At 74.3% G+C, this 14,413-nt stretch carries 10 protein-coding genes; 4 read left to right on the top strand and 6 right to left on the bottom strand.

The window, feature by feature from the left end; genetic code table 11:
* Window positions 1-13: 13 nt before the first annotated feature.
* Complete coding sequence (locus ABZ573_RS21350; RefSeq protein ID WP_358120238.1) at window positions 14-757, bottom strand: N-acetyltransferase; 744 nt, start codon at window positions 755-757, stop codon at window positions 14-16.
* A 472-nt stretch (window positions 758-1,229) separates the two neighbouring features.
* Here ABZ573_RS21350 and ABZ573_RS21345 point away from each other — a divergent pair, with 472 nt between their 5' ends.
* Window positions 1,230-1,592 (top strand): hypothetical protein, encoded by a 363-nt coding sequence (locus tag ABZ573_RS21345; protein ID WP_327028540.1) that lies wholly within the window; start codon window positions 1,230-1,232, stop codon window positions 1,590-1,592.
* 125 nt (window positions 1,593-1,717) lie between these two features.
* Here the strand turns inward: ABZ573_RS21345 and ABZ573_RS21340 are convergent, their stop codons facing one another.
* The 3 genes from ABZ573_RS21340 to ABZ573_RS21330 all read right to left on the bottom strand — a co-directional run bounded on the left by ABZ573_RS21340 (window position 1,718) and on the right by ABZ573_RS21330 (window position 4,556).
* Window positions 1,718-1,990 (bottom strand): GlsB/YeaQ/YmgE family stress response membrane protein, encoded by a 273-nt coding sequence (locus tag ABZ573_RS21340; protein WP_132239801.1) that lies wholly within the window; start codon window positions 1,988-1,990, stop codon window positions 1,718-1,720.
* Window positions 1,991-2,240: 250 nt separating this feature from the next.
* Entirely contained in the window at window positions 2,241-3,113 is an 873-nt protein-coding gene (locus ABZ573_RS21335) for a septum formation family protein (RefSeq protein WP_358120233.1), read from the bottom strand.
* A gap of 180 nt (window positions 3,114-3,293) precedes the next feature.
* Window positions 3,294-4,556 carry an FAD-dependent oxidoreductase gene (locus tag ABZ573_RS21330; protein WP_358120230.1) on the bottom strand — a complete coding sequence of 421 codons (1,263 nt, stop codon included), beginning with the start codon at window positions 4,554-4,556 and terminating at the stop codon, window positions 3,294-3,296.
* A gap of 135 nt (window positions 4,557-4,691) precedes the next feature.
* Between ABZ573_RS21330 and ABZ573_RS21325 the strand changes: the two genes are divergently transcribed.
* Entirely contained in the window at window positions 4,692-6,254 is a 1,563-nt protein-coding gene (locus ABZ573_RS21325) for a helix-turn-helix domain-containing protein (protein WP_327028538.1), read from the top strand.
* Window positions 6,255-6,307: 53 nt separating this feature from the next.
* Here the strand turns inward: ABZ573_RS21325 and ABZ573_RS21320 are convergent, their stop codons facing one another.
* On the bottom strand, window positions 6,308-8,512 hold the full coding sequence (locus ABZ573_RS21320; RefSeq protein WP_358120226.1) for an ATP-dependent RecD-like DNA helicase: 2,205 nt from the start codon (window positions 8,510-8,512) through the stop codon (window positions 6,308-6,310).
* 135 nt (window positions 8,513-8,647) lie between these two features.
* On the opposite strand from ABZ573_RS21320, the gene ABZ573_RS21315 reads away from it, so the two are divergent.
* Together ABZ573_RS21315 and ABZ573_RS21310 are read left to right on the top strand one after the other, a co-directional pair.
* On the top strand, window positions 8,648-9,109 hold the full coding sequence (locus ABZ573_RS21315) for a hypothetical protein (RefSeq protein ID WP_151452659.1): 462 nt from the start codon (window positions 8,648-8,650) through the stop codon (window positions 9,107-9,109).
* A complete protein-coding gene (locus ABZ573_RS21310; RefSeq protein WP_358120223.1) occupies window positions 9,106-11,946 on the top strand; it encodes a M48 family metalloprotease in 2,841 nt (946 codons plus the stop codon). The genes ABZ573_RS21315 and ABZ573_RS21310 overlap by 4 nt, the downstream gene beginning before the upstream one ends.
* Window positions 11,947-11,985: 39 nt before the next feature.
* Here the strand turns inward: ABZ573_RS21310 and ABZ573_RS21305 are convergent, their stop codons facing one another.
* Window positions 11,986-14,334: an AbfB domain-containing protein gene (locus ABZ573_RS21305; protein ID WP_358120220.1), complete on the bottom strand. Its 2,349-nt coding sequence runs from the start codon at window positions 14,332-14,334 to the stop codon at window positions 11,986-11,988.
* Between the last annotated feature and the right edge of the window lie 79 nt (window positions 14,335-14,413).

Genomic DNA, 14,413 nt, shown 5'->3' with positions numbered 1-14,413 from the left:
CCGGCGTGACGACCTAGAGTCGGTGCCTGACCCAGACGTTGGGCTCGACGTAGACGGCGTGGTCGTGCGCCACGTCGCAGTGCACCGGGACGAGGGCCCCCGGCACGTGGACCGGCCCGCTGGTGTCGAACGGCAGGCCCGTCCAGCGACGCCAGTCGGCGAGGGTCCCGGCGATCGTCATCGACCGGGTGGCGACGCGCTCGATGCGTCCGCCCGCGCGGACGTGCACCCGCAGCCAGGGGTCGACCGGCAGGCCGTCCTCGCGGACCTGCGCCGCGTACTGCGCCATCGGCAGTTCGGGCCGGGTGTGCTTGCCGCTCGGCCGGACCGGCGCGACGAGCGTGTCGTAGCCCAGTTTCGCGACGGCCTCCCGCATGGCGGCCAGCATCACGGCGGACAACCCGGTGCCGCGACGGTCGGGCCGGATGCAGATCTCCAACGCCGAGACCATGTTCGTGTCGGCGCCGGTCAGCCGGTTGACGGTGGCCCGCTGGATCACCCGGTCCCAGCCGCCGTCGGGAAGCTCGGACTCCGTCCAGCGCAACGGCACCGCGTACGCCCGGGCGACCGCGCGGGCGGGGTCGGCGGGGTCGACCGCGGCGAACACGAACTCGGGATACAGGTCGTGGGCGACGCCGTAGTACACCGTGCCCATCGGGTCCCACAGCATGAACGGCGGCCACGCCCCGTCGAAGTCCTCGTCGAGCGAACGGCCGAGGTCGGGGCGGTCCGCCAGGCGCACGATGTCGAGGGTCACGGCGGAAACCTAGAGCGCCGGGTCGTCACGCGCACCTCGATTTCGGGGCCTGTGCGGCGGGCCACGGCCGCCCGGACCGACCCAGCAACCCCACGACGGGGCCCCGGGGCGCCGGGCGCTGGCCGGTACGCGGGCGTTCGGTCTATGGTGGCGCCGTGACCGCCCCCGGCCCCTCCCGGCAGCCCCGCACCGCGGCGTACCAGGAGTTTCCCGCCCCGTCGCGGACGACTGCGACCACCGGGCCGCAGGCCCACCTCGTCGCGGGTGCGATCACCCGTCGCCTCGTCGTGCCGTCGGTCGCCCGCGTTCGCCGGGGCACCGTCGCGCCGATCGTCGCGCCGCCGACCCGGCGGGCGCCTCGTCAGCGCCGCCCGCCGCCACCCGTCCGAGATCCACAGGACCGGCACCGGCGGGCGGAGCGCATCAGCGCTCCGCCCTTTCTTTTCGTTCCGAGCAGGGAGAAGGACCGATCGTGTACGTCGTGAACAGGCAGGCCGAGCTGGGGGTGCTCCGGATCGTCCTGGAGGAGCAGTACGAGCGGCACAGCATCCAGTTGGCGCTGCTGGACCGGCAGGCCCGACGGACGCGCTCCGACGGCGCCGATCTCGAGGCGGCCGCCGCGTTGACCGCCGCCACGCGACGGGCCCTGGGTGACATCGCCCGCGCACTGCACTACCTGGAACAGGGCCGCTACGGCACCTGCGGAGGGTGCGACCGCGACATCCCGATCGAGGAGCTGGCGCATCGCCCGTCGACCCGGCTCTGCGCCACCTGCGAGCCGGAGCCCCGTCGGCGTGCGGACAGCGGCCGCAACGGTTGCGACTGCCGCCGGTAGGGCCGGCACCTGTCGTCGGCGCTCCGTTGAAGGACACGGGCGGCGCGGCGGGTTCCCGGCACCTCGGCGGACAGGACGGCGCCGGCCCCGCCGCGAGGGTGGGCCGGCGCCGTGGGACGTGCAGGTCAGCGGATGCGTCGGCGACCGTAGGCGCCGGCGGCGACGGCGACACCGATCGCGGCGAAGACGACCTGGAGGGCAAGCTCGATCCAGTCGATCCCCCTGGTGTCGTCGACGCCCAGGGCCCCGGCGACGAGAGTGCCGAGGATCGCCGCCACCACACCGATGAGCAGCGTGAGCCAGATCGGGATGTTCTGCTTGCCCGGGACGACCAGGCGGCCCAACGCCCCGATGATCAGGCCGATGATGATGGCAGTGAAGAAACCGGTGACTTCCACGTGGAGCCGTCCTTCCGGGAGAGTTGTCGTCGAGCTGCGGTGTTGCCCCCGCCGGAAGGGCGGCGAAACCACTCCCGGTCACTTCCACAGCTTCTTCATACAACTGTCATGGAGCTGGGTACGAAACGTCATCGGCGTCATCCGACGGCGTCATCCGGGCTGGCCTGGCCGGGAACCGGCCGAGCGCAGCGCCCCTGCGCCACGTTGCGTGGTCCGGCCGGGCCAGTGCCGAACGCTGCCGGCCAGACACTCAGTCGGGTCGGCCGGGTGCCGGCAGGCCCTTCGTGCCGCTGTTCCGCAGCGACCTGGTGAGGGTGCGGTCCGGGATCCAGAGGAAGCAGCGGACGCCGCGGTCCCCGGCGAGCCAGTCCTGCTCGAATGGGAGCCGCCAGACCACGTCGGCGCGGCCCTCTAGAGCGTCTCGCGGCACCCCCACGTACCGGGCCACGACATCCCAGCATCCGTCACCGGCTGGTCCGCCCTCGGCGGCCACGTCCGCGAAGGCGGTCTCCGGCGCACGCCACACCCCGGCGTACTCCGCGTCGTGGGTGACGGCGCACGAATCCAGTTCGATCAGCCCGCCGAGGTTCCCGTCGGGCAATTCGGTCACGTTGAGGCAGTTGAAAGCCAGGTCGGACGTGCCTTTCAGCACGTCCCGCAGGCTGCCCTGCCGGGGACGCGGATCCGTAACCTCCAAATAGGTGATCTCGCTGAGATCACAGCGGAACCACCGTTCGCCGGCGGCCCAGCCTCGCCCGGTGGGGATCACGACCCGCAGCAGCAGACGCGCTCCACGCCACTCGCCGCCCGCGTAGTCCGTCGCCGCCGCGTCGCACGCGTCGAACGCCTTCCGCAGCGTCGGGCCCTGCCTGGCCGGCACCGTGTCCTGCTCGGCGTCGGCGCCGACGAACGCACCGACGTGTACGGTCTCCGCCTCGTGCGCTTCGGCGCAGGAAACGGGGGCGTAGGAGTGGCGGTCGCCTTCCTGGACGTCGAACCGGTGGCACGCGCCGCCCTGCGGGGCGAATGTTGACTGTCCCGTGTCCCCCGTGGAGCCTCCGACGCACCCGGTCAAGGACGCGAGCATGACGGGCACGACGAGGCCCGCCGTCCACTGCGGCATTCCTACCTCCGACACGCGAAAAGCGAGGGTTACCGTAGCTGGCCGCCAGCAGACGGTCGTGCCCAGGTGCTCCGGATGGGGGACCCGGTGCCGCGGGCCCCTCCGCCTCGCGCGGATCGGGGGCATCCGACCGCTGTGCGTCGGAGCCCTACTGGCCGTCGAGGGCTCCGACGACGTCCGTCAGCGCAGCGGGTCGAACGGGCGCAGCTCGACGGGCTGCCCACCGCCGGTGATCTGCTCGGCGAGCAGCTCGCCGGTGAGCGGGCCGAGGGTGATGCCCCACATGCCGTGACCGCCGGCGGCGAAGACGCGCGGTGACCTGGTCCGGCCGATCAGGGGAAGGCCGTCCGGGGTGCAGGGCCGCGAGCCGACCCACTCGTCGGTGCGGGTGTCCAGGTCGGCGCCTCGCAGCAGCGGTCGGGCGGCCTCGGCGATGGCCGAGACGCGGCGCCGGTCCAGCGGCGCCTCGGCGCTGCGGAACTCCATCATCCCGGCGACGCGCAGCCGGTCGCCCAGCGGCGTGCAGGCCACGCGCTGCGCGGGGAAGTAGACCGGGCCGGCCGGCAGGTGCTCGATGGCGACGCTGAAGCTGTAGCCGCGGCCGGCCTGCACGACGGTGCGGACGCCGAAGCGCCGGGCCAACTGGCCGAGCCAGGTGCCGGTCGCCAGCACCACCGCGTCGTAGCGCTCGTCGGTGCCGGCGGAGGTCACCACCCGGACACCGGTCGCCTCGTCGCGGACGTCCAGGACGTCCACGCCGGCCTCGACCACTCCGCCCCGCGCGCGGACCGAGTCGGCCAGGGCGTGCACGTACTGGCCCGGGTTGACGTAGCGCTGGTCGTGCAGGCGGATGGCGGCGCCGATCGTGTCCGACAGCGAGGGCTCCACCTCCCGTGCCTCGGCCCCGGTGAGGACGTCGAACTCGATCCCCTGGCCCGCGGAGTGGATGTGCGCCAGTTCGTCGAGCAGGACCGACCGCTCGGCCTCGGTCCGGTACGCGGCGAGGAACGACTTCGCCTCGTGCGTCGGCGCCGCGACCCCACCGGCGGTCAGCGCGTCGAACGCCTCCAGCGCCCGCCGGTTCATCGGGATGAGGGCCCGCATCGCGCTCTGCCACTTCGACGCCGTGCTGTGCCGCGCGAAGCCGGCCAGGAACCGCAGCAACCGGGCGTCCGCGCGCGGCGGCACGTAGACCGGCGAGGACGGGCTCAGCACGGCGCGCACCCCGTAACGCAGCACCGCCGGCTCCGGCAGGGGAGTGGTGATGCCGGGGGTGAGCCAGCCCGCGTTGCCCCACGACGCGCCCGCCGCGACCCCCGTACGGTCGAGCACGGTGACCCGGACCCCCCGCTCCTGCAGGAACCAGGCGGTGGCCAGCCCGACCATCCCCGCGCCGACGACGGCGACGTGCTGGGGGGCGGGCACTGACTCGACGGGGGACATGGCGTCTTCTCCTTCGGGCGCGACAGGGATCGCGGCCAATCCTGTCCCCACCGGGCCGGGAGGTCATTGTCCGTTCCGGCCAACGATCGCCCAGGTCATTGGCCCTGCCGGACAAGATCGGGGCACAATCGCGGCATGCTCACCGTGGCTGGCGTGGTGGACGCGGCCGGCGCCGCGTTGCTCAAGGTCGTCGTCCCCGCCGACGAGGCGGAGGTACGCGACGTCACCCTCGCCGACGACGCCACGACCGGCCAGAGCGGTGACCTCGTCCTCGGCGCGGGCGTCGCGACCCCGGCACAGGCCCTCGCCGTCGTCGCGCGCTGCCAGGAGACCGGGGCGGCCGGCCTGGTGCTCAAGCCTCCGCTGGCCGCGCACCCCGACGTGACGTCGGCCGCCGCCGACCGGCGCCTCACCCTGGTCGAGCTTCAACGTCACGGCTCCTGGGCCCAGCTCGTCTGGCTGCTCCGCGGGATGATCGACCGGGCCGTCGCGCCCGGCTCGCCGGAGACCGGGGAGCCCGGCGTCTACGACGAGCTGTTCGCCCTCGCCGACGCGACCGCCGCCGTCGTCGACGCGCCGGTGACGATCGAGGACGCCCAGTCCCGGGTGCTCGCCTACTCGTCGCGCCAGGACCGCACCGACCCGGCGCGCGTGTCGACGATCGTCGGCCGTCGCGCCCCCGGCAACGTGATCGCCCACTTCCGTTCCCGTGGCGTCTTCCGCAAGCTCGCGACGGGCAGCGAGCTGATCTTCGTACCGCAGGGCCCGGACGGGACGTTGCCCCGCCTCGTCGTCCCGATCCGCGCCGGCGGCGAGCTGCTCGGCTCGATCTGGGCCGTCGTCGAGGGCCCGGTGCCGGAGGGGCGGCTGCGCGACCTCCAGGGCACGGCGTCCGTACTGGCCCTGCACCTGCTCCGCCTGCGCGTGCAGGCCGACGTCGCGCGCCGGGTGTCGGCCGACCGCCTGCGGGCGGTCCTGCGGGCCCCCGGCGGGATGGGCCGGGAGGAGCTGGCCCTGCCCGAGGGACCGTGGCGGGTCGTCGCCCTCGGAGGGACGGGGGAGATGGTCGACAACCTCGCGCTGTGGGAGTCGATCACCCGCCGGCACGGCTGGCGCCAGCCGCTGCTCGCGGACGTCGGAGACGTCCTGTTCGCCGTCCTGGTGGACGAGGGCACCTCGCCCGGTTCGCGGCGGTGGATGGAGAAGCTGATCCACGACGTCGCCGTGCAGGACCCGGGTCTGTACGCCGCGTCCGGCGGCGTCGCCCGGAACATGGCGGATTTGCCGCGCTCGCGCGCCGAGGCGGCGGAGCTGCTCGCGTTGCGCGGCCCGGCCGGGCAGCGGAGCCCGGTGCTGCGGTTCGAGGACCACTGGGCGGAGCTGGTCGTGCACCGGGTGGTCGGCGCCGTGCCGAGCGTCGACCTGCTGCTGGGTGGCCCCCTGCCCGGTCTCGTGGCCCACGACCGGGAGCACGGCACCGACTACGTCGCCACCGTCGCCGCCTGGCTCGACCAGCAGGGCGACCCGCAGCGGGCCGCCCGGCAGCTGCACGTGCACCCCAACACGCTCCGGTACCGGTTGCGTCGCCTCACCGAGGTCGTCGCCGTGGATCTCGACTCGCCGCGCACGCGGCTGGCGTTGCAGATCCAGCTCGCGGCGCTGCGCCCCACACCGACCGCGCCCCGTCCGGTGGCGTAGGGCCCCGGCGGGGACCGGCGGCCCCGGGCCGGCGTGCGGCAGCAGCGAGGCGCTCAGGCGAGGCGGTGGTCGAGGGCGGTGTGGCGACGTCCGGCCCCGACGGTACGGACGGCGGCGGCGAGGGCACGGCGGGAACCGACCAGGACGACGAGCTTCTTGGCGCGGGTGACGGCGGTGTAGAGCAGGTTGCGTTGCAGCATCATCCAGGCGCTGGTGGTCAGCGGGATGACCACGGCGGGATATTCGGAGCCCTGCGAGCGGTGGATCGTCATGGCGTACGCGTGGGCCAGCTCGTCGAGTTCGTCGAAGTCGTAGTCGATGCTCTCGTCCTCGTCGGTGCGTACCGTCAGGGTCTGCTCGTCGGTGCTGAGAGCGGTGACGATGCCGACGGTGCCGTTGAAGACGCCGGCCTGGCCCTTGTCGTAGTTGTTACGGATCTGGGTGACCTTGTCGCCGACGCGGAACACCCGTCCGCCCAGGCGGCGCTCAGGTTGCCCCTCGCGTGCCGGGGTGAGCCGCTGCTGGAGCAGCGTGTTCAGGGCCGCCGCGCCGGCCGGGCCGCGGTGCATGGGGGTGAGGACCTGGACGTCGCGGCGCGGGTCGAGGCCGAAGCGGGCGGGGATCCGGGCGCAGGCGACGTCGACGGTCAGGGCGGCGGTGGCGTCGGTGTCGTCGCTGGCGAACAGGAAGAAGTCGCTGAGGCCCTGGAGCAGCGGCGGCTTGCCGGCGTTGATGCGGTGGGCGTTGGTGACGACCCCGGACTCCGCGGCCTGGCGGAAGACCTGCGTCAGCCGGACCCGGGGGACGGCCGGGGCGGCGAGCAGGTCCCGCAGGACCTCGCCGGCGCCGACGGAGGGGAGCTGGTCGACGTCGCCGACGAGCAGCAGGTGCGCGCCGGGCGGGACGGCCTTGACGAGCTTGTTGGCCAGGATCAGGTCGAGCATGGAGGCCTCGTCGACGACGAGGAGGTCGACGTCGAGGGGATTGTCCCGGTCGTGGCTGGCCTCCCCGCCGGGGCGCAGCTGCAACAGCCGGTGCACGGTGGCCGCCGGGTGCCCGGTCAGCTCTGACAGCCGCTTGGCGGCGCGGCCCGTCGGCGCGACGAGGGTGACCTTGGCCCGCTTCGCGGCGGCGAGTTCGACGATCGAGCGTACGGTGAAGCTCTTGCCGCAGCCGGGGCCACCGGTCAGCACGGCGACCCTGGAGGTGAGGGCGAGGCGGACGGCCTGTTCCTGCTCGGGGGCGAGGTCGGTGCCGGTGCGGGCCTTCAACCAGGCCAGCGCCCTGCCCCAGTCGACGTCGGCGAAGTGGGGCAGCCGGTCGGCGCGGTCGCGCAGCAGCCGCAGCAGGGATCCGGCGAGGGACTGCTCGGCGCGGTGGAACGGCACCAGGTAGACCGCCGCCGTCGGCTCGCCATCCGGGCCGGGCAGCGTCTCGCGGACCACCCCCTCCTCGCCGACGAGCCCGTCCAGGCAGGTGGTGACGAGGTCGGCGGGCACGTCGAGGATCTTGGTGGCGTCGGCGACCAACTGACCGTCGGGCAGGTAGCAGTGCCCGTTGTCGGTGGCCTCGGAGAGCGTGTACTGCAGGCCGGCCTTGACCCGCTGGGGGCTGTCGTGCGGGATCCCGACGGCCTGGGCGATGGTGTCGGCGGTCTTGAAGCCGATGCCCCACACGTCGGCCGCCAGCCGGTACGGCTCGTTCCTGACCACCGTGATGGAGGCGTCGCCGTACTGCTTGAAGATCCGCACGGCCAGCGAGGTGGACACGCCGACGCCCTGGAGGAAGACCATCACCTCCTTGATGGCCTTCTGCTCCTCCCACGCCGCGGTGATCTTCGCGGTGCGCTTCGGTCCGAGGCCGGGCACCTCGACCAGGCGGGCGGGCTCCTCCTCGATCACGCGGAGGGTGTCGAGACCGAAGTGGGCGACGATCCGCTCGGCGAACACCGGACCGATGCCCTTGACCAGCCCGGAACCGAGGTAGCGGCGGATGCCCTGGATGGTGGCCGGCAGGACGGTCGTGTACGAGTGCACCTCGAACTGCCGGCCGTACTGCGGGTGCGACGACCACCGACCGGACAGGCGCAGGCTTTCCCCCGGCTGGGCTCCCAGCAGCGCGCCGACCACCGTGAGCAGGTCGCTGCCGTGGTCGGTGGCCACCCGTGCGACGGTGTAGCCGGTCTCCTCGTTGACGTAGGTCAACCGTTCGAGCACCGCGTCCAGGACGGCCGACGGCGGGCGGGTGGGGGCAGTCACCCGCCCATCCTGCCTCCCGCCGACGCGACGGCGCCCTCGGCCCGGCCCCGCACACCGTGTCGGGTCAACGGATCCTGGTGCCGGAAACCTTACTGTCGGGTCTGCGGGCTGGCGCCGTGGCGGCACGATGGCATCGTGACCGAGCCCCAGAACGCCGCCGCCGATCTGGTCGTGGGCGCTGCCCACGCGGCGGTCCGCCGCATCGCCCCCGAGGAACTACCGGTCTTCGACGAGGTGGCCGCCGACTGGCGACGGCAGCTGTCGAAGGGCCGCGTGAGCTGGTCCGTCCCGCAGGGCGGGGTCGGCTTCGGCATCGACGTCACCCTGGTCACCGAACTCGCGCTCCAGGTGGTGGCCGCCGCCGTGGGCGAGGTGCTGGTGATAGGTGCCGCCACCGTCCGGGCCGGCCTGCTGCGTCGCCGCCGCCGCGAGCTGCCCGCCCCGCCCGACGCCCGACCCGGGCTGGAGCCCGAACAGGCGCGTCGACTGCGGGAGGCGTGCCACCGGCACGCGGTGGCGCTGGGCCTGGACGCCGGCCGGGCGGAACTGCTCGCCGACGCCGCGGTCGGCGCGATGGTCGATCCGCCGGACGCATGACGGGGCCCGGTGCCGGTGGGGCCCACCACGACGGTCGTACGGCCCCGGACGGCACGACCGGCGGCGACCGTGGCCCCGGAGTCGGCCCGCCCGTCCCGCCGGACCGGCTCGGCTGGCTCTACGCACTCGTGCTGGCGTCCCTGATCAGCGTCGGGATCAGCGCCGGCGGCCTCTACTTCCTCGCCGACCGCTCGCTCTCCCGACCCTTGGCGGCCACCGTCGACGTCTGCACCCGGGCCCATCCGGCGGAGGCCGCGGCACAGTCGGCGGCCCGCGACCGCTGCCTGGCCGGGCAGTTCGGCCGACGTGGACTGGTCATGCTCGCCGGGGCGGGGATGGCGCTGGGCGCGGCGGCGGCGCTCGTTGTGGTGCTGCCGCTGGCCGACCGGCGTCGGCTCCGCCGCCGGCTCACCGTGCCGGGCGCGCAGGAGCGCTTCGTCGACCTCTGCGACCGCAGCGGGCTGGCCGCGCGGCACCGGCCCAGGCTGGTCGTGGCCGCCCCGCCCGTACGGCAGGCGTACACCACCGGCGGTGTGGTCGGCCGGCCGACGGTGGTGCTCCCGGCGGCCGTCGCGGTGGCCCACGCCGACCCGGCGCGGTTCGATCCCGTGGTGACGCACGAACTCGCGCACGTCCTCGCCCGGGACGTGGCCTGGGCGTCGGCTGTCCGTGGCCTGATCTGGCTGCCGGTGCCGGCGGTGCTCGCCGCCGGTCTGCTCGAGGTGGCCCTGTTCGGGCTGAACGCGACCTACCTGACGGCGCTCGGCCGGGCGACGGTCGTCGCGGTGTCGACCGCGCTGCTGGCGGCCGGACTGTTGCGGCGGCGTGAGCGGGAAGCCGACCGGTACGCCGCCGGCGCCGGCCAGGCCGGGCACCTGGCCGCGTTGCTCCTCGCCAGGACCGTGGGCCCCACGCGGCGGCGCCGGCTGCTCGCCCGGCATCCGGATCCGGCGGCCCGGGCGGCGGCGCTGGCCCGGCCGGCGGACCCGCCGGGGGGCCTGACCCACGGGCTGGCGGTCGGCGCGGTCGCGATGCTGGCGATGGGCTCCGCCGACGCCCTCGTACGTGACCTCTTCCTGACCGCGCACGCGACCGTCGGCCCGCCCGTCGCGGTCTGTGTCGGCGCCGTCCTGCTGAACCTCGGGCTGCTGCCCGTGCTGGTCCGCCGGGCGGCCGCTGGGGCGGGCGGCTGGTGGCGGTCCGTCGTCGGCGTGGCAGTCGGGTTCGCGGCGACGGCGTTCGTCGCCACCGTGCTGCCGGTTCCGGGAAGCTCGGGCGTGCCGGTCCGGGCGGAGGTGCCGGTCGCGCTGCTCGTCGCCGCGTTCGCGGGGCTCCTGGCCGCGTCGGTGGCCGGGCTCTGCGTGCTGTTGGCGCGACTGGTCGTCGCCCGCCGTCCCGGGTCGGTCGGTTGGCGTTCGGCCACGTACCTGGTCGCGGCGGCCGCCGGTGTCGCGGTCCTCTGGCCGTTGCCGGCGGTGGCGTCCGTGGCGACCGACGGCCACGTGGCCCGCGCCTGGCTGGTCTTCGCGCTGCCCCGCAGCGGTTGGCCGCTGCTCGCGCTGCTGGTCCCGGTGCTGGTCGGCCTGCTGCTGCGCGGGACCGGGGAGGGGCACCCACGCCCGCCGCGCCGGTGGGACCGGGGGGTCGTGGCGGCGGTGCTGACCGCCGTGCTGGTCGGTGCGGGAGCCGCCGTGTGGCGGACCGAACTGTTCCCGCCGGGCACCCTGGCCGAGGCGGGCCGGCAGGCCCAACAGCGCTGGCTGCTCTGCGCGCTCACCGGCTGGGCGGTCCTGGTGGTGCTCGCGGTGGGCCGTCGTGCCGGTGTCGGCCGGGCGCTGACCGCAGGCTGGGTGGCCGGCACGGCGGCGGCGCTGTTGCAGTACCTGCACGCCCTGGCGACCGGACGGGCGGACGGGTGGGCCACCGTCGAGGCGCACCTGCTGGCTCCGCTGGTGTGGCTGGGGTACCTCGTCGCGTTCACCCTGCCGTTCCTGCTGTCCCGGCCGGCGGTGGTCGGACCGACCCCGTCCTGGCCGGCCCGTGCCAGGGTGCCCGTCGCGGCGGTCGCGGCGCTGGCGGCCCTGCTCGCGGTGGCGGTACTCGGTCCGGGGATCCCCGGGGCGTACGCCCCGCTTCCGGTGGCGGAGCCGTCCCGCGCCACGGCGACGTCGCCCCCTGCGGGCGTACCGCCGGTGCCCGACGCCACCCCGGGGCCCACGCGGTCCGTCGCGGGGCGCGACCCCGGTCGGCCGCTCACCCGCGCGGAGGCCCGCCGGGCGGCGGGCGCGGTCCGGGCGGTGCTGCCGCGGGGCTGGCAGGTCCGGCCCGACCGGGCTGCGGGCGGCGGCTCCCGGATCGACCCGCCGGCCTGCCGGCCCCTGGCCGAGGACTCCTACCTGGACCGGCTCGGCGAGGTCGAACGGGTCCGGGAGCGGGCCCGCTACGCCACGGTGCGCGGGCCCACCGCCACCGCGTCGACCGAGCTGGTGATCGAGGTCAGGTCGCATGCCGATCCGGTGCCCGCCGCGGTGCTCGCCGAGGCGGAGTCGGCGCGCCGGGCCTGCCCCCGCTTCACCCTTGGGGGTGCGGGCGGCTCGGCGGTGCGGTTCGCGGTCGACGCGCAGCCGCCACCCGCGCTGGGCGAGCAGTCCTGGCGGGTGGACTACCGGCTCAGCGCGGGCAGCGGGCGGGCCCGGATCACCGGGCGGTCGGCCTTCGTGATCGTCCGGGCGGGGCACAACCTGGTGACCGTCTACGCCAGCGCCATCGCGGAACCCTTGGACGAGCGGCTGCTCGACGCGGCGGTCGGGGCCGCGGTGGCGGGACTGAGCGGCTGACCGACCTGGGCGGCGGTGCGCCAGCTCGCGGTCCGGTCCTCACGGTGCCCAGGGCGCGGCGACGTTCCAGGTGCTGTCCGCGCTCCAGAGGGTGGGCGTGTCGTACGCCGCGCCGCCGGCGCCGTTGCTGAGCCACACCTCCGAGTTGAAGTGGCGCAGGAACGAGCCCCGGAAGTTGTACGACTCCAGGGAGACCCCGCCGCCGGTCAGCCCGGTGCGGGCGCACCAGGTGGCGTCGGCGCGCATCAGCGCCGAGCCGTCGTTCGGCGAGTTGCGGACCCGGGACGCGGCGTGCCGGAGGTACTGCCCCGGGAAGTTGACCGACTCGAAGGAGTAGCAGTTGGCGTCGGCCAGCCCCGCCCGGATCGTGTAGGTGGCGTCGTTCTTGAGCAGCGCCGTGCTGCCCGGGTCGACGATCTCGGTGTAGGCGAGGCTGTCCTGGTGCCGCAGGTACCTCTGCGTGTGTCCGGGCGTGGTCACCTGCAACGACCGTCGCGTGTTCAGCGGCAGGGCGACCGGCTGGTTGTCGCCGAGCGACCTGGACGCGTCGATGAGCGCCTGGTTGGCCGCCCGGACCCGGGACTCGACCATCTTGACGATCCGGCGGTCGTAGGTGAGGAAGCCGTTCAGCTCGCCTTCGACGTCGGTGATCTCGGTGTAGACCGAGGCGCTGAGGCCCTTGCCGAGCATCAGGTTCCGGGTGCCCTGCACCAGCCCGACGTACCGGTCGGTGAGGGCGGTGGAGTTCGGCTGCCACTCGTAGGCGAAGAAACTGCCGTTGGGGCTGTACTCGTGCCCCGGCGTACGCAGGCCCAGGCCGCCGAACTCGCCGAGCACCGCGACCCGGGTGGCCGACGGGCTCGGCGAGGCGGGCCCGAGGTACATGTGCCAGTCGTCGATGTCCCCGTTACCCGGGTCGCCGAGGGACTGGCAGCAGTTGTGGCCGCTGTGCACGTTCACCAGCCGGGTCGGGTCCTGGTTCTTCACGTTCTGGCCGACCCGCCGGGTGTCGGCGAGCGCGCGTTCGCCCCACCCCTCGTTGTAGACCGTGTAGGCGACCACCGAGGGGGAGCTGCGGTGTTCGTCGACGATCTCCCTCGCCTCGGCCTCGAACTGTGCCTGCTGGGCGTTGTCGGCGTTGACGTCCTGCGCGGTGAGGGACGGGACGTCCTGCCACACCAGCAGGCCGAGGCGGTCGGCGTGGTAGAACCACCGCTGCGGTTCGACCTTGATGTGCTTGCGGACCATGTTGAACCCGAGGTCCTTGTGTTTTTGCAGGTCGAAGGCGAGTGCCGCGTCGGTGGGGGCGGTGTGGAGCCCGTCCGGCCAGTACCCCTGGTCGAGGGTGCCGGCCTGGAACACGAACTGGCCGTTGAGCTTCGGGCGCAGCACCCCGCCGACCATCCCGGTGGTGATCTCCCGCATGCCGAAGTAGTGCGTCGTCCGGTCCGCCTGGGCGCCGCCCGCGTTGCGCAGCGTCACCCGTAGGCCGTAGAGGAACGGATCGTCCGGGGACCACCGGCGGGCGTTCGGCACCGGCACGCTGAAGTCGGTGAAGCCACCGGTGGCCGAGCCGACCAGCGTGCTCCCGTTCAACGCCTCGGCCAGCACGCTGTGTCCGGTGACGTTGCCCCGGGTGGACACCCGCACCCGTAGCGTGTTGGTGGACAGGTTCGGATACACGTCGACGCCGCTGATCGACGCGGTCGGCACCGGCTCCAACCAGACGGTCTGCCAGATGCCGGAGCTGGGGGTGTAGAAGATCCCACCCGGGGTCCTGGTCTGCTTGCCGATCGGGGGGAGGCTGCCGTTCTGCCGGCTGTCCGTCGGATCCCACACCTTCACCACGATCTCGTTCGTGCCGCCGTTGAGATGCGGCGTGACGTCGAACGTGAAGGCGTCGTAGCCCCCGGTGTGCCCGCCGACCTGCGCGCCGTTGACCCACACGGTGCTCTGCCAGTCGACCGCCCCGAAGTGCAGCAGGGTCCGGCGGCCGGACCAGTCGGCCGGCACGGTGAAGGTGCGTCGGTAGAACAGGTAGTGGCGGTTGTCGTTCGCGGCGCGCCGCACGCCGGACAGGGCGCTCTCCACCGGGAACGGCACGTTCACCCGCTCGGGGAGGTCCGTGCCGAACTGCGGGGCGTCGTCGGTGGCGGACTGGCGCAGTTGCCACTCGCCGTTGAGGTTCAGCCAGTCGGGCCGGGTCATCTGCGGCCGGGGGTACTCCGGCAGGGGCGTGCCCGTGAGGGCCTGGCTGGTCCACGGCGTGGTCAGCGGGGGCGTCTTCGCGGGCGCCGCCCGGGCCGGGGACACCGGCGTGAGCAGGGCGGCCAGCAGGGTGAGGGCGGCCGCCAGCGGCAGGGTGCGGATGCGGGCGCGACGTGTCATGCCGTCTCCGATGTGGACGGGTCGGCGCGGGCGCGGGGCCCGTGCGACGGACGGGGGTTCTTCAGGCCTGCGCGGGATG

Source organism: Micromonospora sp. NPDC007220, assembly GCF_040634035.1.
Lineage (GTDB): Bacteria > Actinomycetota > Actinomycetes > Mycobacteriales > Micromonosporaceae > Micromonospora > Micromonospora reichwaldensis.
Note: the sequence above shows the minus strand (reverse complement) of the source record. Positions and strands in the feature narration are given on the sequence as shown.

What these genes read in the sequence shown, in the direction of transcription:
- ABZ573_RS21330 (WP_358120230.1), bottom strand. Translation starts at nt 4,556, where the DNA reads ATGTCCCCCGTCGAGTCAGTGCCCGCCCCCCAGCACGTCGCCGTCGTC.
- ABZ573_RS21305 (WP_358120220.1), bottom strand. Translation starts at nt 14,334, where the DNA reads ATGACACGTCGCGCCCGCATCCGCACCCTGCCGCTGGCGGCCGCCCTC.
- ABZ573_RS21325 (WP_327028538.1), top strand. Translation starts at nt 4,692, where the DNA reads ATGCTCACCGTGGCTGGCGTGGTGGACGCGGCCGGCGCCGCGTTGCTC.
- ABZ573_RS21310 (WP_358120223.1), top strand. Translation starts at nt 9,106, where the DNA reads ATGACGGGGCCCGGTGCCGGTGGGGCCCACCACGACGGTCGTACGGCC.
- ABZ573_RS21335 (WP_358120233.1), bottom strand. Translation starts at nt 3,113, where the DNA reads ATGCCGCAGTGGACGGCGGGCCTCGTCGTGCCCGTCATGCTCGCGTCC.